Annotated in this window: 18 protein-coding genes; 12 read left to right on the plus strand and 6 right to left on the minus strand. The window is 61.3% G+C overall.

The features are described from left to right. Positions 1–4: 4 nt before the first annotated feature. Complete coding sequence (locus AO356_RS21630; RefSeq protein WP_060741470.1) at positions 5–1,849, minus strand: sigma-54-dependent Fis family transcriptional regulator; 1,845 nt, start codon at positions 1,847–1,849, stop codon at positions 5–7. A gap of 423 nt (positions 1,850–2,272) precedes the next feature. Between AO356_RS21630 and AO356_RS21635 the strand changes: the two genes are divergently transcribed. The 6 genes from AO356_RS21635 to AO356_RS21660 are packed head-to-tail and all read left to right on the plus strand — an operon-like array spanning position 2,273 to position 8,224. After that, positions 2,273–3,367, plus strand: coding sequence for an ABC transporter ATP-binding protein (locus tag AO356_RS21635; protein WP_060741471.1), 1,095 nt, complete (start codon positions 2,273–2,275; stop codon positions 3,365–3,367). Further along, positions 3,367–4,476, plus strand: coding sequence for an ABC transporter ATP-binding protein (locus AO356_RS21640; protein WP_060741472.1), 1,110 nt, complete (start codon positions 3,367–3,369; stop codon positions 4,474–4,476). Before AO356_RS21635 ends, AO356_RS21640 begins: the two co-directional genes overlap by 1 nt. Then, complete coding sequence (locus AO356_RS21645; RefSeq protein ID WP_030142069.1) at positions 4,473–5,339, plus strand: carbohydrate ABC transporter permease; 867 nt, start codon at positions 4,473–4,475, stop codon at positions 5,337–5,339. Before AO356_RS21640 ends, AO356_RS21645 begins: the two co-directional genes overlap by 4 nt. A gap of 10 nt (positions 5,340–5,349) precedes the next feature. Next, positions 5,350–6,150 (plus strand): carbohydrate ABC transporter permease, encoded by an 801-nt coding sequence (locus AO356_RS21650; RefSeq protein WP_060741473.1) that lies wholly within the window; start codon positions 5,350–5,352, stop codon positions 6,148–6,150. Positions 6,151–6,160: 10 nt separating this feature from the next. Further along, positions 6,161–6,433 carry a DUF2160 domain-containing protein gene (locus AO356_RS21655; RefSeq protein WP_053123382.1) on the plus strand — a complete coding sequence of 91 codons (273 nt, stop codon included), beginning with the start codon at positions 6,161–6,163 and terminating at the stop codon, positions 6,431–6,433. Positions 6,434–6,481: 48 nt separating this feature from the next. Beyond that, positions 6,482–8,224 (plus strand): extracellular solute-binding protein, encoded by a 1,743-nt coding sequence (locus AO356_RS21660; protein WP_060741474.1) that lies wholly within the window; start codon positions 6,482–6,484, stop codon positions 8,222–8,224. A 495-nt stretch (positions 8,225–8,719) separates the two neighbouring features. On the opposite strand, the gene AO356_RS21665 is transcribed toward AO356_RS21660, so the two are convergent. The 3 genes from AO356_RS21665 to AO356_RS21675 are packed head-to-tail and all read right to left on the minus strand — an operon-like array spanning position 8,720 to position 11,311. Beyond that, positions 8,720–9,901, minus strand: a complete 1,182-nt coding sequence (locus AO356_RS21665; protein WP_060741475.1) for an acetyl-CoA C-acetyltransferase — start codon at positions 9,899–9,901, stop codon at positions 8,720–8,722. An 11-nt stretch (positions 9,902–9,912) separates the two neighbouring features. Further along, a complete protein-coding gene (locus AO356_RS21670; protein ID WP_003180355.1) occupies positions 9,913–10,578 on the minus strand; it encodes a CoA transferase subunit B in 666 nt (221 codons plus the stop codon). Between the two features lie 34 nt (positions 10,579–10,612). Continuing rightward, positions 10,613–11,311 carry a CoA transferase subunit A gene (locus AO356_RS21675; protein ID WP_060741476.1) on the minus strand — a complete coding sequence of 233 codons (699 nt, stop codon included), beginning with the start codon at positions 11,309–11,311 and terminating at the stop codon, positions 10,613–10,615. A 130-nt stretch (positions 11,312–11,441) separates the two neighbouring features. Here AO356_RS21675 and AO356_RS21680 point away from each other — a divergent pair, with 130 nt between their 5' ends. Continuing rightward, the gene (locus AO356_RS21680; protein WP_060741477.1) at positions 11,442–12,347 is read left to right on the plus strand and encodes a LysR family transcriptional regulator; all 906 of its coding nucleotides are present in this window, start codon (positions 11,442–11,444) and stop codon (positions 12,345–12,347) included. A 126-nt stretch (positions 12,348–12,473) separates the two neighbouring features. On the opposite strand, the gene AO356_RS21685 is transcribed toward AO356_RS21680, so the two are convergent. Beyond that, positions 12,474–13,313 carry an NAD-dependent protein deacetylase gene (locus AO356_RS21685; RefSeq protein WP_060741478.1) on the minus strand — a complete coding sequence of 280 codons (840 nt, stop codon included), beginning with the start codon at positions 13,311–13,313 and terminating at the stop codon, positions 12,474–12,476. A gap of 225 nt (positions 13,314–13,538) precedes the next feature. Here AO356_RS21685 and AO356_RS21690 point away from each other — a divergent pair, with 225 nt between their 5' ends. The 4 genes from AO356_RS21690 to AO356_RS21705 all read left to right on the plus strand — a co-directional run bounded on the left by AO356_RS21690 (position 13,539) and on the right by AO356_RS21705 (position 17,341). Further along, positions 13,539–13,796, plus strand: coding sequence for a hypothetical protein (locus AO356_RS21690; RefSeq protein ID WP_060741479.1), 258 nt, complete (start codon positions 13,539–13,541; stop codon positions 13,794–13,796). Positions 13,797–14,396: 600 nt separating this feature from the next. Then, positions 14,397–14,774 (plus strand): general stress protein, encoded by a 378-nt coding sequence (locus tag AO356_RS21695; RefSeq protein WP_060741480.1) that lies wholly within the window; start codon positions 14,397–14,399, stop codon positions 14,772–14,774. A gap of 431 nt (positions 14,775–15,205) precedes the next feature. Beyond that, positions 15,206–16,135, plus strand: coding sequence for a ZIP family metal transporter (locus AO356_RS21700; RefSeq protein WP_060741481.1), 930 nt, complete (start codon positions 15,206–15,208; stop codon positions 16,133–16,135). A 186-nt stretch (positions 16,136–16,321) separates the two neighbouring features. Then, complete coding sequence (locus tag AO356_RS21705; RefSeq protein WP_060741482.1) at positions 16,322–17,341, plus strand: hypothetical protein; 1,020 nt, start codon at positions 16,322–16,324, stop codon at positions 17,339–17,341. 9 nt (positions 17,342–17,350) lie between these two features. Here the strand turns inward: AO356_RS21705 and AO356_RS21710 are convergent, their stop codons facing one another. Continuing rightward, positions 17,351–17,545 (minus strand): hypothetical protein, encoded by a 195-nt coding sequence (locus AO356_RS21710; protein WP_053123348.1) that lies wholly within the window; start codon positions 17,543–17,545, stop codon positions 17,351–17,353. Positions 17,546–17,723: 178 nt separating this feature from the next. On the opposite strand from AO356_RS21710, the gene glsB reads away from it, so the two are divergent. Further along, positions 17,724–18,632: a glutaminase B gene (gene glsB, locus AO356_RS21715; protein WP_060741483.1), complete on the plus strand. Its 909-nt coding sequence runs from the start codon at positions 17,724–17,726 to the stop codon at positions 18,630–18,632.

Genomic DNA, 18,632 nt, shown 5'->3' on the forward strand with positions numbered 1-18,632 from the left:
TGTATCAGCTTTCAAGTTGTCGCAGGCGTTTGTACAGGGTGTTGCGGCTGACGCCCAAGCGTCGTGCCAGGTGTGAAATATTTCCGCCCACGGCCTGCAGTTGGCGGTTCAAGTCTTCGGTATCGTTGAGGTCCACCGTCAGCGGCTCCGGTGTTTCCACCGGCTCCATTTCCAGGTCGACAAAAAAGTCGTCGGGCAGGTGCTCCGGGCGGATCGGCTGTTCCTCGGCCATCGCCAGGGCCACTTGCAGCACGCTGCTGACCTGTCGCAGGTTGCCCGGCCAGGGATGGCGTTCGAACAAATCCAGGACCTCACGGCTCAGGCCGGCCCATTGGGTCGGTTCGCGGTGGTGTTCCCAGAGGCGTTTGAACAGCGCCTGCTTGTCGCTGCGTTCGCGCAGGGGCGGCAGTTCCAGGGTCAGGCCGCCGATGCGGTAGTACAAGTCCTCGCGAAACCGCCCCAGCTGCACCTGTTCGCGCAGCGAGCGGTTGGTGGCGGAGATGATACGGATGTCTACCGGGAACAGCTCGGCGCTGCCCACCGGTTGCACGCAGCGCTCCTGCAAGACCCGCAACAGTCGGGCCTGGGTCGGCAGGGGCATGTCGCCGATTTCGTCGAGGAACAGCGTACCGCGGTCGGCCTTGCGGATCAGGCCGATGCTGCCTTTCTGGTTGGCGCCGGTGAACGCGCCTTTTTCATAACCGAACAGTTCCGATTCCACCAACTCGGCGGGGATCGCCGCGCAGTTGACGGCGATGAACGGCTGCTTGCAGCGCGAGCTGGCCTGGTGCAGGGCTTTGACGAACACTTCCTTGCCGACGCCGGTCTCGCCATGGATCAGCAGCGGAATGTCCTTCTCCAGCAAGCGCTCGGCCTGGCGCACGGCTTTTTCCACACGGTTGTCACCGAAGTGCAGGGTATTGAGGCTAATGGCGTTGCTGGCGGGGGCTGGCGCAGGTGTCGCCTCGGTGAAGACCCGGGCCCTGATCGACACTTGGCTCGGGCGCCTGAGCAAGCACTGGAATCGATTGCTGCCAGACGCTTGCAGGGCGAACGGCAGGCCGTCGGGTTGGTTCAGCAGCTCCAGCAGCGAAACCTTGAACAGGCTTTCAATGCTCACCCGTGACAGGCTCAGGCCCAGCAGGTTGTCGGCCCGGCGATTGGCTGACAGGACTTGGCCGCTCTCGTCGAAGATCAGCAGCCCGGCCCATTGGCTGTCGAGGTTGTTCAAGCCGGTGTTGAAGGTCAGCTGGAAGTGTTCACCGCGAAACAAGTTGAGGATCAGCCGGTTCTCCACGGTCTGGCTCATCATCTTGACCATGCCCAGGGTGTGGGACGGCGGCAGGTAGCTGTCGCTGGAGACGTCCAGCACGGCGATGACCTTGCGCTCGGCATCGAAGATCGGCGCGGCGGAGCCGGTCATGAAACGGTTGGCCTTGAGGAAGTGTTCATCGTGCTCGATGTGCACTGCCTGTTCGCAGGCCAGCGCGGTGCCGATGGCGTTGGTGCCGGTGCAGCGCTCCATCCAGCTTGCCCCGGCGCTGAAGCCATGGGCCAGTTTCGGCTCGATGAAGCGCTGGGTGCCCCAGGAGGTCAGCACTTGGCCCTGGTTGTCGGCCAGCATGATCAGGCAGTTGGAGTTGCTCAGGATGTTTTCGTAATACGGCAGGACTTCCTGATGGGTGGTCTGCACCAGTGAATGCTGGCTCTCCAGCAACTGGGCGATGCCTTGGGCGGGCAACTGATCGAAGGCCGGCACGCTCTGGTGATTCAGGCCAAAGGCGCGGCAACGGGACCAGGAGGCCTGGATGATGGCCTCGTGGGACAAGGCAGGAGCAGGTGCGGCCATGGGGCACTCTCGCAGGTGCTGTTTTTTATTGTTGTGGCAAGTCTCGCACAGACTCCTTGTGCTGGGGCAGGCCTGAATAGCACGTAATAACACAGACCATTGTGGGAGCGGGCTTGCTCGCGATAGCGGTGGATCAGCAGCATCGATGTGACTGACACACCGCTATCGCGAGCAAGCTCGCTCCCACAAAGGGCATGGCCAGGCTAACCGAAAACGTTCATTCAGTGTTGTTCAAAATTGTTCATTGTCAACCCGAAGATTGTTCAGTTGTTCAGTCGTGGCTGTTCACTTGTGTTCATCTATGAACGTGTTTTTCTCGGATTTTTTTACAAAAATAAGCAGGATCAAGGGCTTGTGATTTCTGGCACGGCTTTCGCTTTGCAACTCGGGTCGCTTGACTCCAAATAATAAAAAGGCCGAGCCATGTCATTAAAGCTTGAGCACATCTGTCGCACCGTCGAAGGCCAGACCTGGATCGACGATGCCAATCTGAGTTTCGAACCCGGATCCTTCAACGTCCTGCTGGGCCGCACGCTGTCCGGCAAGACCAGCCTCATGCGCCTGATGGCCGGTCTGGACAAGCCCGACAGCGGCCGCATCCTGATGAACGGCGTCGACGTCACCCACCGCCCGGTGCGGCTGCGCAACGTGTCGATGGTTTACCAGCAGTTCATCAACTACCCGACCATGACCGTTTTCGAAAACATCGCCTCGCCGTTGCGCCAGGCTGGTGTGTCCGACGAAGTCATCCAGAGCAAGGTGCTGGAAACCGCCAGGATGCTGCGGATCGAGAAGTTCTTGCAGCGCCATCCGCTGGAATTGTCCGGCGGCCAGCAGCAGCGCACGGCCATGGCCCGGGCACTGGTCAAGGACGCCGAACTGATCCTGTTCGACGAGCCCTTGGTGAACCTGGACTACAAGCTGCGTGAAGAGCTGCGCCAGGAAATGCGCGAGCTGTTCCAGGCCCGCCATACCATCGCTGTCTACGCCACCACCGAGCCTAACGAAGCGCTGGCCCTGGGCGGCACCACCACGATCCTGCATGAGGGCCGGGTGATTCAAAGTGGCAAGTCGTCCTCTGTCTATCACCAGCCACAAACGGTGCTGGCCGCCGAGTTGTTTTCCGAACCGCCGATCAACCTCATGCCGGGTCGTATCGCCGGCAACGAAGTCAGCTTCGCCAATTTCGTGCACTTCCCGCTGAACGTCGACCTGCGCCCGGTGGGCGAGGGCGAGTTCCGTTTCGGCGTGCGCCCCAGCCATATCTCCCTGGTGCCGAGCAACGACGACGACCTCGAACTGGCGGTGACCGTCGAAGTGGCCGAGATCAGCGGCTCGGAGACGTTCCTGCACGTGCGCAACGAACATTTCCTGCTGGTGCTGCACTTGCCAGGGGTGCATGAGTACGACGTGGACGCGCCGATTCGCATCTACATTCCGACCCATAAACTGTTTGTTTTCGACGCCCAGGGCAAGCTGGTCCAAGCCCCAGGGCAGCGTATCGCGAGGGTTGCCTGATGGCTGAAATTCGTTTGCAGAACCTCGCCCACAGCTACACCAGCACCCCGGCGGGCCCCGAGGATTACGCGATCCGCGAGATGAACCACATCTGGGAGCAGGGCGGCGCCTATGCGCTGCTCGGACCTTCGGGCTGCGGCAAGTCCACCTTGCTCAACATCATCTCCGGCTTGCTCAGCCCCTCCGAAGGGCAGGTGATGTTCGACAGCAAAGTCGTCAACGACCTGACCCCGGAACACCGCAACATCGCTCAGGTGTTCCAGTTCCCGGTGGTGTACGACACCATGACGGTGTTCGACAACCTGGCGTTCCCGCTGCGCAACCAGGGCATGGCCGAAGCGCGGATCCACACCAAGGTGCAGGAAATCGCCGAGGTCCTGGACCTGCAGAACCTGCTGGACAAAAAGGCCCGCAACCTCACCGCCGATGAGAAGCAGAAAGTCTCCATGGGCCGCGGGCTGGTGCGCGACGATGTGTCGGCAATCCTGTTCGACGAACCGCTGACGGTGATCGACCCGCACCTGAAATGGAAACTGCGGCGCAAGCTCAAGCAGATCCACGAGCAGTTCAACATCACCATGGTCTACGTCACCCACGACCAGTTGGAAGCCTCGACTTTCGCCGACAAGATCGCGGTGATGTATGGCGGCCAGATCGTGCAGTTCGGTACGCCCCGGGACTTGTTCGAGCGCCCGAGCCACACCTTTGTCGGCTACTTCATCGGCAGCCCGGGGATGAACCTGATCGAGGTCACGGCGCAGCCCGGCGGTGTCGGTTTCGCCTCGACCCACTTGCCGCTGTCGGAAACCTTGCAACGTCGTGTCGCCGAAGCCGAAGGCAAAAGCCTGAAGGTCGGTATCCGTCCCGAGTTCGTGCATGTCTGGGACGGCCCTTACGACGACGCGATGCAGGCTGACGTGGTGCACGTCGAAGACCTGGGCACCTACAAGATCCTGACCCTCAACCTCGATGGCGCACCGCTGAAGGTCCGCCTGGCCGAAGACAAGCCGGTGCCGGAAGGCACGGCGTACATCAGTTTTCCGGCCCAATGGCTGATGGTCTATGCCGATGAATACCTGCTGGAACCGTTGAGCGAGGTGCAGCCATGAACAAGGTGCAGAACAACAAGGCCTGGTGGCTGGTATTGCCGGTGTTCCTGCTGGTGGCCTTCAGCGCCGTGATTCCGATGATGACCGTGGTCAACTATTCGGTGCAGGACATCTTCGACCAATCCAGCCGCTACTTCGTCGGCGCCGACTGGTACAAGCAGGTGCTGCTCGATCCGCGGCTGCACGATTCGCTGCTGCGCCAGTTCATCTACTCGGCGTGCGTGCTGCTGATTGAAATTCCCCTCGGCATCGCCATCGCCCTGACCATGCCGACCAAGGGCAAATGGTCGTCCCTGGTGCTGATCATCCTGGCGATTCCGCTGCTGATCCCGTGGAACGTGGTGGGCACCATCTGGCAGATTTTCGGTCGCGCCGACATCGGTTTGCTGGGCTCGACCCTCAACGGCCTGGGCATCAACTACAACTACGCGGCCAACACCATGGACGCCTGGGTCACCGTGCTGGTGATGGATGTCTGGCACTGGACTTCGTTGGTGGCGCTGCTGTGCTATTCGGGGTTGCGAGCGATTCCCGACGTGTACTACCAGGCCGCGCGGATCGACCGGGCGTCGAACTGGGCCGTGTTCCGTCACATCCAGTTGCCGAAGATGAAGAGTGTGCTGCTGATCGCCGTGATGCTGCGTTTCATGGACAGCTTCATGATCTACACCGAGCCGTTCGTACTCACCGGCGGCGGGCCGGGCAACGCCACCACGTTCCTCAGCCAGACCCTGACGCAAATGGCCATCGGCCAATTCGACCTGGGCCCGGCGGCGGCGTTTTCCCTGGTGTATTTCCTGATCATTCTGTTGGTGTCCTGGCTGTTCTACACCGCCATGACGCACTCCGACGCCAACCGTTGAGGCCCGCACAATGAGCAAGAAAAAGCTGATTCCGCTGTTGATCTACATCCTGTTCCTGCTGGTGCCCATCTACTGGCTGCTGAACATGTCGTTCAAGAGCAACACCGAGATCCTCGGCAGCCTGACCCTGTGGCCGCAGGATTTCACCTTCCACAACTACAAGGTGATCTTCACCGACCCGAGCTGGTACACCGGTTACTTGAACTCGCTGTACTACGTGAGCCTGAACACGGTGATTTCCCTGGGCGTCGCGTTGCCGGCCGCCTATGCGTTTTCCCGTTATCGGTTCCTGGGGGACAAGCACCTGTTCTTCTGGCTGCTGACCAACCGCATGGCCCCGCCGGCGGTGTTCCTGTTGCCGTTCTTCCAGCTGTATTCGTCCATCGGGTTGTTCGACACCCATATCGCCGTGGCCCTGGCCCATTGCCTGTTCAACGTGCCGTTGGCGGTGTGGATCCTCGAAGGGTTCATGTCCGGGGTGCCGAAAGAAATTGACGAGACCGCCTACATTGACGGCTACAGTTTCCCCAAGTTCTTCGTCAAGATCTTCATTCCGTTGATCGGCTCCGGCATCGGTGTCACGGCATTTTTCTGCTTCATGTTTTCCTGGGTCGAACTGTTGCTGGCGCGCACGCTCACCTCGGTGAATGCCAAGCCGATCGCGGCGGTCATGACCCGTACGGTATCGGCGTCCGGTATCGACTGGGGGGTGCTGGCGGCGGCGGGGGTGTTGACCATCCTGCCGGGCATGCTGGTGATCTGGTTCGTTCGCAACCACGTGGCCAAGGGCTTTGCCCTGGGCCGGGTCTGAGGAGTCGATGATGGAATGGATGAACTGGACCGGCCCGACGGCGGCTTTTTTTGGAGTCATCGCCTTGCTGCTGGCAGGCATGACCACGTGGGAACTGCGTTCGCCGAGCATCCCTCGGCGTGGTTTCCTGCCGATTGCCACCACCCGTGGCGATCGGTTGTTTATCGGTCTTCTCGGTAGCGCCTACCTGCACTTGCTGGTGATCGGCGCCACCGACTGGAGCATCTGGATAGCGTTCGCGTTGTCTTGGGTGTGGCTGTTGGCAGTGATGCGGTGGGGCTAATCGCGACAATTCGACGATCAGGCTCTTAAACCCAAACAGGAGGTCTCTATGTTCAATAAAAACAATAAGCTGCGACATAGCGTTTCATTGGCAGCCATGCTGGCACTCAGCGGGCTGAGCGCTACGGCCTGGGCCGACGCCTATGAAGACGCCGCTAAAAAATGGATCGGCAGTGAATTCAAGCCGTCGACCCTGACAGCCGAGCAGCAGCTCGAAGAACTCAAGTGGTTCATCAAGGCCGCCCAGCCGTTTCGCGGGATGAAAATCAACGTGGTGTCGGAAACCATCGCCACCCACGAGTATGAATCCAAGGTACTGGCCAAGGCCTTTACCGAAATCACAGGGATCCAGCTGACCCACGACCTGCTCCAAGAAGGCGACGTGGTGGAGAAGCTGCAGACCCAGATGCAATCGGACAAGAATATCTATGATGGCTGGGTCAACGACTCGGACTTGATCGGTACGCACTTCCGCTACGGCAAGACCGAATCGATCACCGACCTGATGGCCAACGAAGGCAAGGACTTCACCTCGCCGACCCTGGACCTCAAGGACTTCATCGGTATTTCCTTCACCACCGCGCCGGACGGCAAGGTCTATCAACTGCCCGACCAGCAATTCGCCAACCTGTACTGGTTCCGCGCCGACTGGTTCGAGCGTGCGGACCTGAAGGCCAAGTTCAAGGAGAAATACGGCTACGAGTTGGGTGTGCCGGTGAACTGGTCGGCCTATGAAGACATCGCCAAGTTCTTCTCCGAAGACGTCAAGGAGATCGATGGCAAGCGCGTCTACGGGCACATGGACTACGGCAAGAAAGATCCGTCCCTGGGCTGGCGCTTCACCGATGCCTGGTTCTCCATGGCCGGTGGCGGCGACAAGGGCTTGCCCAATGGTTTGCCGGTGGACGAGTGGGGCATTCGCGTCGAAGACTGCCATCCGGTCGGTTCCAGTGTGACCCGTGGCGGCGACACCAACGGTCCCGCGGCCGTGTTCGCCACCACCAAGTACGTGGACTGGATGAAGAAGTACGCGCCACCGGAAGCGGCAGGCATGACCTTCTCCGAGTCCGGCCCGGTGCCGTCCCAAGGCAACATCGCCCAGCAGATCTTCTGGTACACCGCTTTCACGGCCGACATGACCAAGCCGGGCCTGCCGGTGATGAACGCCGATGGCACGCCGAAATGGCGCATGGCGCCTTCGCCACGCGGTCCGTATTGGGAAGAGGGCATGAAGCTGGGCTATCAGGACGTGGGTTCCTGGACGTTCATGAAGTCCACGCCTGAGAAGCAGAAACTCGCGGCCTGGCTCTATGCGCAGTTCGTGACGTCCAAGACCGTGTCGCTGAAGAAGACCATCGTTGGTCTGACGCCGATTCGTGAGTCGGACATCAACTCCCAGGCACTGACCGACCTGGCACCGAAACTCGGTGGCCTGGTGGAGTTCTACCGCAGCCCGGCCCGTGTGCAATGGACCCCGACCGGGACCAACGTGCCGGACTACCCACGCCTGGCGCAATTGTGGTGGAGCCACATCGCCGAAGCTGCCAGCGGCGAGAAAACGCCGCAGCAGGCCCTCGACGGGTTGGCCAAGGACCAGGATGCGATCATGACCCGCCTGGAACGCTCCAAGGCCCAAGCCACCTGCGCACCTAAGATGAACCCTGAGCGCGACGCGCAATACTGGTTCGACCAACCGGGCGCACCGAAGCCGAAACTGGCGAACGAGAAGCCTAAGGGCGAAACCGTGAGCTACACCGAGCTGCTGAAATCATGGGAGGCGGCACGCAAGTAAAGCCCCGGATGTGAAAACGAACGGCACCGAAAGGTGCCGTTTTTTTTCCTGGGCTCACCGCAACAGACAGACCCGCCGCCATCGCGAGCAAGCTCGGCTCCCACAGGGTTTGGTGGTGAACGTAGATATTGCGCACACCCAAAATCCATTGTTGGAGCTTGCTCCCACAGGGTTTGGTGGTGAACGTAGATATTGTGCACACCCAAAATCCATTGTTGGAGCTTGCTCCCACAGGGTTTGGTGGTGAACGTAGATATTGCGCACACCCAAAATCAATTCTGGGAGCTTGCTCCCATAGGATTCGGCGGTATCCACGAATGCTGCACACACCACAGTTCCCCTGTGGGAGCCGAGCTTGCTCGCGATGAGGCCGGCAAGCCATCCACATAAACCAGCAGGCAAAAAAACCGGCGCAACCGAGGTCGCGCCGGTGGTGGTGCCAGTGGCTGCACGGATATTCGTGGGTCCGTGCAATCACCGTTGAACCCTTGTCGGTTATGCCCGTTCCAGCGCCAGGGCCACGCCTTGGCCGCCGCCAATGCACAGGGTCGCGAGGCCTTTCTTGGCGTCGCGCTTGATCATTTCATGCAGCAGCGACACCAGGACCCGGCAACCCGACGCGCCGATGGGGTGGCCCAGGGCGATGGCGCCGCCATTGACGTTGACCTTGTCCATGTCCCATTTCAGCTCCCGGGCCACGGCCAGCGACTGGGCGGCGAAGGCTTCGTTGGCTTCGATCAGGTCCAACTGCTCCAGCGACCAGCCGGCCTTGTCCAGGCAGCGACGGGTGGCCGAGACCGGGCCAATGCCCATGATGGCCGGGTCGACGCCGGCATTGGCGTAGGCACTGATTTTCGCCAGTACTGGCAGGCCCAGGGCCTTGGCTTTCTCCGCGCTCATCAGGATCACGGCGGCGGCGCCATCGTTGAGCGAGGACGCATTGCCCGCGGTGACGCTGCCATCCTTCTTGAAGGCAGGCTTGAGCTTGCCCAGGGATTCGGCGGTGGTACCGGCGCGCGGTTGTTCATCCGTGGCGAACGCCACCGGATCGCCTTTGCGCTGGGGAATCAGGATCGGCGTGATCTCATCGGCAAACCGACCGCCCTCGATGGCGGCGACGGCCTTCTGCTGGGAAGCGGCGGCGAAGGCGTCCTGCTCCTCGCGGCTGATGCCGTACTTGTCCACCAGGTTCTCGGCGGTGATGCCCATGTGGTAATCGTTGAAGGCATCCCACAAGCCGTCGGTGATCATGCTGTCGATCATCTTCGCATGGCCCATGCGCAGGCCGGTGCGGGCGGCCGGCAGGACGTAGGGGGCCAGGCTCATGTTTTCCATGCCGCCGGCAATGATCACTTCGGCATCGCCACAACGGATCGCCTGGGCGCCCAGGTGCAACGCCTTGAGGCCCGAACCGCAGACCTTGTTCAGGGTCAGCGCCGGCACCGCATGGGGCAGGCCGGCGAGGATCGATGCCTGGCGCGCCGGGTTTTGCCCGGAACCTGCGGTCAGAACCTGGCCGAGAATCACTTCATCGACCTGTTCGCCGGACAAACCGGTCTGTTCCAGCAGGCGACGAATCACCGCGGCACCGAGTTCCGGTGCGGGAATGGCAGCCAGCGAACCCTGGAAGCTGCCGATGGCGGTACGGGTAGCGGCGACAATCACGACTTCTTGCATCGAATCTCTCCTCACTGGGCAGCGAACTGCATTTCAGGCACGTGGTCCGGCACGATCAACTTGCCGGCGGTCTTGGCGACGATTTCCTCGACGCTGACGCCTGGGGCGCGTTCTTTCAGGATGAAGGCGCCGTCCTGGATTTCCAGGTAGGCCAGGTCGGTCAGCACGCGCTTGATGCAGCCGGCGCCGGTCAGCGGCAGGCTGCAGCGCGGCAGCAGTTTCGACTCACCGTCCTTGGACGCATGGGTCATGGTGACGATGATGTTCTCGGCACCGGCCACCAGGTCCATCGCACCGCCCATGCCCTTGACCAGCTTGCCGGGGATCATCCACGAGGCAATGTTGCCTTCGACATCCACCTCGAATGCGCCGAGCACGGTCAGGTCGATGTGGCCGCCACGGATCATGGCAAACGATTCGGCCGAGGAGAAGATCGAGGCGCCGATGCGCGCAGTGACCGTCTGTTTGCCGGCGTTGATCATGTCGGCATCGACTTCGGCTTCGGTGGGAAACGCGCCCATGCCGAGCAGGCCGTTTTCCGACTGCAGCATGACTTCCATGCCTTCGGGAATGTAGTTGGCAACCAGGGTCGGAATGCCGATGCCCAGGTTCACGTAGTAGCCGTCCTGCATTTCGCGGGCGACGCGTTGAGCCATTTGTTCGCGGGAAAGTGCCATGTTCTTATTCCTTCATTCGGGCCGGGGCAGGGGATCACTTACGCACGGTGCGCTGTTCGATGCGTTTTTCGAACGTGCCGCAAATGACCCGGTCGACGTAGATGCCAGGGGTGTGGATTTGCGTCGGGTCCAGCTCGCCGGGTTCGACGATTTCTTCGACTTCCACCACGGTGATCTTGCCCGCCGTGGCGGCCAGCGGGTTGAAGTTCTGGGCGGTGTGGCGATAGATGACGTTGCCGAAATGGTCGGCCTTCCAGCCTTTGACGATGGCGAAGTCGCCGGTGATGGACTCTTCCATCAGGTACTGGCGGCCGTGGAATTCACGCACTTCCTTGCCTTCGGCCACGGGCGTGCCAACGCCGGTGGCGGTGAAGAACGCTGGGATGCCGGCGCCACCGGCGCGCATTTTTTCGGCGAGGGTGCCTTGGGGGGTGAGCACGACTTCGATTTCGCCGCTCAGCAGTTGCTGCTCGAACAGGGCGTTCTCGCCCACGTAGGAGGCGATCACCTTGCGGATCTGCCGGTCTTCCAACAGCACGCCGAGGCCGAAACCGTCGACGCCGCAGTTATTGGACACCACGGTGAGGTCGCGGATGCCCTTGCGCTTGATCTCGGCGATCAGGTTTTCCGGAATACCGCACAGGCCGAAGCCGCCGGCGATGACGGTCATGCCGTCCTTCAAGCCTTCCAGCGCTTGTTCATAAGAGCTCACGCGTTTGTCGAAACCTGCCATAGACACCTCTTTTATTCTTGATGGGGTCGCAATGAAATGCAGTGTTGCGCCAAGTCATATATTTGTTAAGTTGATTTTTAGATTGGATTGATTGATAAAACTCAATAATTGCCCTCGGAGCACAGCGACCATGACCCTCAAGCAGATCCGTGCCTTCCTCGCGGTGGCCCAGAGCCTGAGTTTCGCCGTGGCCTGCGAGCGGCTGCACCTGTCGCAATCGGCCCTGAGCCTGACCATCAAGGCCTTGGAAGAGGGCCTCGGCGGTCGTCTGTTCAGCCGTAATACCCGTAACGTGGCGTTGACCCCCGAAGGTGAATCCTTGCTGCCACTGGCTCGCCGCCTGGTAGCCGACTGGGACAACGCCGAGGACGAAATGCGCCAGCGCTTCACCTTGCAGCGCGGTCGCGTGACGCTGGCGGCGATGCCTTCGTTTGCCGGCAACCTGTTGCCGCCGATCCTCAAGACCTTCCGCGCCCGCTATCCGAATGTCAACGTCACGGTCAACGATGTGATCAACGAACAAGTGCTGGAAATGGTCCGTGATCGTCATGTCGAACTGGGCGTGGCGTTCGAGCCGATGCAGGGTTCGTCCCTGGCGTTCACGCCCTTGTACCTCGATCGCTTCGTCGCGGTGGTGCCGTTGGATTCAGCCTTTGCCCAGCGCGACGAAATCCACTGGGAAACCCTGCTGGAGCAGCCGTTCATCACGCTGCAACGACCCTCCACGGTACGGGTGATGCTGGAAGAGCATCTGCAGGCCCGGGGCATGAAACTGCCGGTGGAGTTCGAGAGCCACCAGTTGGCGACCGTCGGACGGATGGTCGCCAGTGGGCTGGGGGTCAGTGCCGTGCCGGCTCTGTGCGTCGGGCAGATGCATGAGCTGGGTGCCCGTTGCATCACCTTGAGTGAGCCGGTGATCGAGCGAGCCATCGGGGTGCTGACCAAGCCGGGGCATGAACTGTCGGCGGCGGCGCAGGCGTTGTTCGATACGCTCAGGGATCAGGAGTTGGGCACGTTGACCACAGGCGAACACTGACCCTGTGGGAACGATGATCCTGTGGGAGCGAGCTTGCTCGCGATGGCGGTGTGTCAGTCAATATCACTGCTGGCTGATCCGACGCCATCGCGAGCAAGCTCGCTCCCACAGGGGTGGGTGGGGCGGTTAGAACGGGTGCTGTGCCAGCAATGGCAGTAGTTGTTCACACGGCTCTTCAAGCTTGAGGTCCAGCAACTCATCGGCCCGGGTCTTGCCGCGGTTGATCGCCAGCAGCGGCTTGCCCTGATCCTTGATGGCCCGGCACAGGCGAAACGCCGAATACGCCATCAGCGACGAACCCACCACCAGCAGGCCGTCCGCTTGCTCGACGGCTTGCATGGCGCGGGTCGCGGTGAGGGGGGCGACGTTCTCGCCGAAAAACACCACGTCGGGTTTCAACCGCTCGCCGCCGCAATGGGGGCAATGGGGCACTTGGAAGCGTGCCTCGAACGCGGGGTCGAGCAGGGTGTCGCCATCGGGGGCCTGCACCGCATCGACACCCGCCAGGTAAGGGTTTGCGGTTTCCATCAACCGTTGAATCTGCTGTCGCTCGCTGCGCTGGCCGCAATCCAGGCACAGCACGCGATGCAGGCTGCCGTGCAGTTCGATGACGTCCTGGCTGCCGGCCTGGTCATGCAGGGTGTCGACATTCTGGGTAATCAGGCCGGTGATGCGTTGCTGCGCCTGCAACTCGGCCAAGGCTTCGTGAGCCACGTTCGGCCTGGCCTGCCTGACCCGGGGCCAGCCCAGCATCGCTCTCGCCCAGTAGCGCCGTCGTGCCTCGGGCTGGGCGAGGAACTCCTGGTACATCATCGGTTGTCGACCCCGACGGACCCCGTCGCTGTCGCGGTAATCGGGGATGCCCGAAGGGGTACTGATGCCGGCGCCGGTGAGCACCAGGAAGCGGCGCCCGGCGGTGTACGCCAGTAACTGATCGATGGGTGCCTGGTGAAGGTCTTCGGGCATGGGAGGTGTCTGCGCTGGCCTTGGGCCGTTGAGGTTAGCACTTGGATCGAGTCGACGCCTTTCGTCGCCCTGGGGCTGGTTTGTTCAAACTTTCCCCCGTGCCGCGCTATCCACTTTTATGTGCGGTACTTCAGAACCCCCGCATACCGAAGCCAAGCGCTGAGCAGCCAAGAGCGGCCGGTCCCGGGGGGCGACCGCTCCTGGAACTGCCGAGAGAGGAAACGTATGAAGCGGACCAAGGGTGAAGTACGGGCCATCAATCGAGAGAGTTCAATGGTGGGTGTGTACGTGAAGCAAGAGGACCGCCATACGGTGCTGAAGCTGAGTTCAGCCAGTGACATCGATATTGGCGACATTCTGGCATGGGACAGCGGTACGGCCTTGGGTACCCAGTCTTATCACAACCTGACCAAGGGCTGGACTGCCGATGTGTATGTGGCCAACCACGGTGTTGCGGCGGCGAACCTTGATGTCCAGTTGTGACGACGCCTTCAACCCGTGACCTCGGGAGAAAGAGCATGAGCAAATTAAAGTGCGGTTGCCCCGATTGCCAAGGCGAGGTGGATCCGCAACGGATGTTCAACCACTAATCCGGGTATCGGCGACAGGGTATCCGGACGCCGCAAGCCGGTCAGTGCGGTGGTGCAGGACAACGCCGGCAGCCCGCGCGTTTTGGCTTCCTGGAACGGCGCGAGGCCAGGTGACGAGACCGGTGCAATGGGGTGCCGGCGTTGCCTGGCCTTTGGCGGACAGCGTGGAAAGACACGCACTGTTTTGAATGTTGAAGCGGGGCAATTGTGGGAGCGAGCTTGCTCGCGATAGCGTCGGATCAGCCTGCATTGATATGACTGACACACCGCATCGCGAGCAAGCTCGCTCCCACAGGGCTGTCACTGGATGAAGTTTCGGTCTCGGCCTGTTTAATAGCCTGTTGCACTAAAGACCACGGCGGCGGCGATATACATCAAGCATTGACCACTCGTCGCCGTTTGCCGCGTTTCCTTCAAACCTTGGCGGCGTCATGTTTTCCGAATAAGACGAGTCAGCAAGGCTCGTGGAGATCAACTAAACGAGGTGAATGAAATGGCTAACACAGGTAATAACAACCCTGGCAATTTCGCTAACGATCGTGAGAAGGCATCGGAAGCCGGGAAAAAAGGTGGCCAGGCGTCGGGTGGCAACTTCGCCAATAATCCTGAGCGCGCCTCCGAGGCTGGACGCAAGGGTGGCCAGGCGTCGGGCGGCAATTTTGCCAACGACCCGAAACGCGCCGCTGAAGCCGGTCGCAAAGGCGGGCAAGCTTCGGGGGGGAACTTTGCCAACGACCCTGAGCGGGCTTCGGAAGCCGGCCGCAAAGGTGGCCAGGCGTCTGGCGGCAACGTTGCCAATGACCGGGAAAAAGCCTCCGGGGCCGGCAGGAAAGGGGCTGAAAAAAGCCATGGCGGCGGTCGTGAATCGTAATGTCCCGTGGTCTCGCAGGTCCCGTGCCGTTGGCATGGGACCTGGTCCGACCGTGATATTAAAAATCGGGTATTGATGCCCGGCTTCACTGGTGTATTGATTGTTTAAAAGATAAGCGAGTGAGCCAGGGTTTCAATTAACCACTCGTCTTCTGTCTTGATTAAAAACCAAATGTTTAACTTCTTCAGGCTTTCATGCTGCTCGAGCCATCTGGAAGTGATCGGTTCGATCATCGTGATGTTGAACAAAGGCGCCAAGGGCAAGATGGCTGAAGGCGCGGACGATGTCCGACCCCGAAAGCAACCCCACCACGGGCGCCGACTTGGGTTCAGGGATGCAAGGTGACAAACTGTAAACCGATGGCGAGGGAGGCGACTCCCACGCCCGGTATTCCAGGCCATACCACGGCCAAGCCCCCCTAAGGACATTCGATGGACCAGCCCACCTCCCGGATTCGATCGCCCTGGCGCACCTGGCTGAACCCCGTGCAAGAGAACTGGCTGTTGGGGGTCACGTTCTGGCTCGGGCTTGCGTTGGTGGCCGCGTTGTTGCTCTACAGTGGCTACAACGCCCTGGTTGGCGCCAATCGTCAAAACCTGGGCTACGCCGTGCTGGGCGGTACATCGGGTTTTGCCGCCACCGCCCTGGGGGCATTGATGGCGGTGGTGTTGCGGGATATCTCGTCGCGCACCCAGGACATCATGCTGGGTTTCGCCGCCGGCATGATGCTCGCCGCCAGCTCCTTCTCATTGATCCTGCCGGGCATCGAAGCGGCGCAGGTGATTTGTGGCAATCAGCTGCTGGCCGCGTTTGTCGTCGTGGTTGGCCTGGGCTTGGGTGTGGCCCTGATGATCGGCCTCGACCGTTTCGTGCCCCACGAACACGAGTTGAGTGGGCGGCGTGGTCCTGAAGTCGAGCGCATTAACCGTGTGTGGCTGTTCGTGCTCGCCATCACCTTGCACAACCTGCCGGAAGGCATGGCCATCGGCGTCAGTTTTGCCGACGGCGACTTCAAGGTCGGCTTGCCCCTGACCACCGCCATCGCTATCCAGGACATCCCCGAAGGCCTGGCCATTGCCATGGCGCTGCGGGTCACCGGTATCAGCACCTTGCGTGCTGCGCTCATCGCGGTCGGTTCGGGGCTGATGGAGCCCCTGGGGGCGGTGATCGGCCTGGGCATGTCGTCGGGCGTGGCCGTCGCGTACCCCATCAGCCTGGGGCTGGCGGCGGGTGCGATGATTTTCGTGGTCTCCCACGAGGTGATTCCCGAGACCCATCGCAATGGCCATGAAACCCCGGCCACCCTGGGGTTGATGATGGGGTTTGCGGTGATGATGTTTCTCGATACGGCGTTGGGTTGAAAGACTCTCCAACGCCTTTCGCCAACGTTTCGGCAAATGCCTGGAACATCCGGAGTTTCCCCCGGGTCGGTGTTGATGACATGGCGCCACTCCCGGTTTGATCACCCTATGTGCTCAAGGCGGGTGGGTTGAATTGGCGATGTATACTCAACCCCGTGGATGACGTGAATCCGGGGTGGCGCGATCGTGCTGCGTTCGCTGATGCTGGCCGTTGTGCTCGTTCTGGCGGGGTGCGCCACGCCGCAGCGCGGTCAACAGGTCGCCTCGGTGGCGATTTCCCAGGACACTTGGCGACAGGTGGACCAGCAGCTCATCGCAGCCTCGAAAAGCGCCGTCGAGCAGGCGGCACTCTACGCCCGTGGGTCGATGGAGCATTGGCGCGTGTTGGTCTATGAGCGCACCGAGGTTGAATTCATCCCCTGGTTCAGCAGCTATTGGACCCAGGAGTGGCTGGCGGTGAAGGTCAGCTGGTACGCCGCCAGCGCCGAGGGCGAGACGGACTCCTCGGCCAGGCGCCTGGCGGTTTACCTGCAAGAACAATATCGCGAGCAGGTGCTGGAACCGGTGGCGGTGGAAATCGATCCCGAGGCGATCAGGGCCAACGCCACAGGCTACTACCTGCGCCAGCTCAATCAGCAGGTCCAGGTCATCGCCCTGCGGCATCGCATCCCGAACGAACTGATGAACCGACGCCTGCACGGCATCCCGGCCATCCGCCTCGGCCCGCCAGCGGCGCGTGACGCTTCGTTGTACGAGATGGTCCACACCGAACCGTTGAACACCCTGCCGGCCTATGCGGCCCTGATCGATCACGTCAACAAGGCTGCAACCACAGGTGCCGGACCCTCGGAGGCGGTGATCGCCACGGTGGCGCAACGCACCAGTGAAAAAATCGAGGCCCAGTTCGCCACGCGTGGGGCAACCGGTGCGGCGGCGGCCGTGGCCGGGAAGGCGGCGGGGGCGTTGATCTCGGTGGGCGTGGCGGGCATTCGCGCGATCATCCACGAGGGCGAGCGGCCGGAAATGGAGGCGCAGATCCGCAAAAGCCTGAGCGCTGCGTTCGACGAGGCGTGGTTCAAGTCACTCAAGCATCCCCTCAGCGGGGTGATGGCACCGGTGTACTACCTGGACGAGGAAATAGAAGGCAACCTGGTGGAGGCGGACCTGGCCAATCGAGCGGTGGCATTGCCGGACATCAAGCCGTGACGGGACGGTTCATTCTGATCCGAGGGTGACGCGACAACCCTTGCGATGGCGGATCTGCTCGTCCGATGGGCGTTCCTTGATGAACTCGAAGCGCGGCTCGCCTTCGCTGTAGATCACCAGCCACCCCCATTCCAGCTCGCTTTCATCCTGCCCGGGCTGGGGCGGCGAGGCCCACCAGGGTTCTTTTTGCATGATCTGACGCATCGTCTACTCCTGCCGATTGATCCTTTGAACTATAGACCGCTCGATGAAGACGCTTGCATCCTGTGGGAGCAAGGGTTGTGTGCCTGAAGCTTGATAATCAGTGTGCTCTGACCCCGCCCACCAGCGTCTAGCGTCTGTATCCCCGCACTCGAACGGGGAATGACTGGACCCCGCGCATATGCAAGCACTGTTGAACGAGATCCTCGATGCGGTTCGCCCCCTGATCGGTCAGGGCAAGGTCGCCGATTACATTCCTGCCCTCGGCACGGTGGTACCCAACCAGTTGGGTATTGCCGTGTATGGCAATGATGGCGAGTTGTATTGTGCCGGCGACGCCGAAACAGCGTTTTCGGTGCAGAGTATTTCCAAGGTGTTCAGCCTGGTGCAGGCCATCGGGCATTCCGGCGAAGCGATCTGGGAGCGCCTGGGTCATGAGCCATCCGGCCAGCCCTTCAACTCCCTGGTACAACTGGAGTTCGAGCGCGGCCGGCCGCGCAATCCGTTCATCAATGCCGGCGCGTTGGTGATTTGTGATATCAACCAGTCGCGTTTCGCCGCGCCGGCGCTGTCGATGCGCGATTTTGTGCGCCGCCTGTCGGGTAACCCCCAGGTCATGGTGGACGGCAAGGTCGCCGAGTCGGAATACCAGCACCGCGCCCGCAACGCAGCGATGGCGTACCTGATGCAGTCGTTCGGCAACTTCCATAACGACGTGGAAGCGGTGTTGCGCAGTTATTTCAGCCATTGTGCCTTGCGGATGAGCTGCATCGATCTGGCGCGGGCATTCTGCTTCCTGGCCAACGACGGGTTCTGCAAACACAGCGGCGAGCAGATCCTCAGCGCCCGGCAGACCCAACAGGTCAATTCCATCATGGCCACCAGCGGCCTTTACGATGAGGCCGGCAACTTTGCTTATCGCGTCGGCCTGCCGGGCAAGAGCGGTGTCGGTGGCGGGATTGTCGCCGTGGTGCCGGGACGGTTTACCGTATGCGTCTGGTCGCCTGAACTCAACGCCGCCGGCAACTCCCTGGCCGGCATGGCGGCGCTGGAGTTGATGAGCCAACGGATCGGCTGGTCGGTGTTCTAG

The organism is Pseudomonas fluorescens (genome assembly GCF_001307275.1).
In the GTDB taxonomy this organism is placed as follows: Bacteria; Pseudomonadota; Gammaproteobacteria; order Pseudomonadales; family Pseudomonadaceae; genus Aquipseudomonas; species Aquipseudomonas fluorescens_AA.

What these genes read in the sequence shown, in the direction of transcription:
- AO356_RS21630 (WP_060741470.1), bottom strand. Translation starts at nt 1,849, where the DNA reads ATGGCCGCACCTGCTCCTGCCTTGTCCCACGAGGCCATCATCCAGGCC.
- AO356_RS21635 (WP_060741471.1), top strand. Translation starts at nt 2,273, where the DNA reads ATGTCATTAAAGCTTGAGCACATCTGTCGCACCGTCGAAGGCCAGACC.
- AO356_RS21640 (WP_060741472.1), top strand. Translation starts at nt 3,367, where the DNA reads ATGGCTGAAATTCGTTTGCAGAACCTCGCCCACAGCTACACCAGCACC.
- AO356_RS21645 (WP_030142069.1), top strand. Translation starts at nt 4,473, where the DNA reads ATGAACAAGGTGCAGAACAACAAGGCCTGGTGGCTGGTATTGCCGGTG.
- AO356_RS21650 (WP_060741473.1), top strand. Translation starts at nt 5,350, where the DNA reads ATGAGCAAGAAAAAGCTGATTCCGCTGTTGATCTACATCCTGTTCCTG.
- AO356_RS21655 (WP_053123382.1), top strand. Translation starts at nt 6,161, where the DNA reads ATGGAATGGATGAACTGGACCGGCCCGACGGCGGCTTTTTTTGGAGTC.
- AO356_RS21660 (WP_060741474.1), top strand. Translation starts at nt 6,482, where the DNA reads ATGTTCAATAAAAACAATAAGCTGCGACATAGCGTTTCATTGGCAGCC.
- AO356_RS21665 (WP_060741475.1), bottom strand. Translation starts at nt 9,901, where the DNA reads ATGCAAGAAGTCGTGATTGTCGCCGCTACCCGTACCGCCATCGGCAGC.
- AO356_RS21670 (WP_003180355.1), bottom strand. Translation starts at nt 10,578, where the DNA reads ATGGCACTTTCCCGCGAACAAATGGCTCAACGCGTCGCCCGCGAAATG.
- AO356_RS21675 (WP_060741476.1), bottom strand. Translation starts at nt 11,311, where the DNA reads ATGGCAGGTTTCGACAAACGCGTGAGCTCTTATGAACAAGCGCTGGAA.
- AO356_RS21680 (WP_060741477.1), top strand. Translation starts at nt 11,442, where the DNA reads ATGACCCTCAAGCAGATCCGTGCCTTCCTCGCGGTGGCCCAGAGCCTG.
- AO356_RS21685 (WP_060741478.1), bottom strand. Translation starts at nt 13,313, where the DNA reads ATGCCCGAAGACCTTCACCAGGCACCCATCGATCAGTTACTGGCGTAC.
- AO356_RS21690 (WP_060741479.1), top strand. Translation starts at nt 13,539, where the DNA reads ATGAAGCGGACCAAGGGTGAAGTACGGGCCATCAATCGAGAGAGTTCA.
- AO356_RS21695 (WP_060741480.1), top strand. Translation starts at nt 14,397, where the DNA reads ATGGCTAACACAGGTAATAACAACCCTGGCAATTTCGCTAACGATCGT.
- AO356_RS21700 (WP_060741481.1), top strand. Translation starts at nt 15,206, where the DNA reads ATGGACCAGCCCACCTCCCGGATTCGATCGCCCTGGCGCACCTGGCTG.
- AO356_RS21710 (WP_053123348.1), bottom strand. Translation starts at nt 17,545, where the DNA reads ATGCGTCAGATCATGCAAAAAGAACCCTGGTGGGCCTCGCCGCCCCAG.
- glsB (WP_060741483.1), top strand. Translation starts at nt 17,724, where the DNA reads ATGCAAGCACTGTTGAACGAGATCCTCGATGCGGTTCGCCCCCTGATC.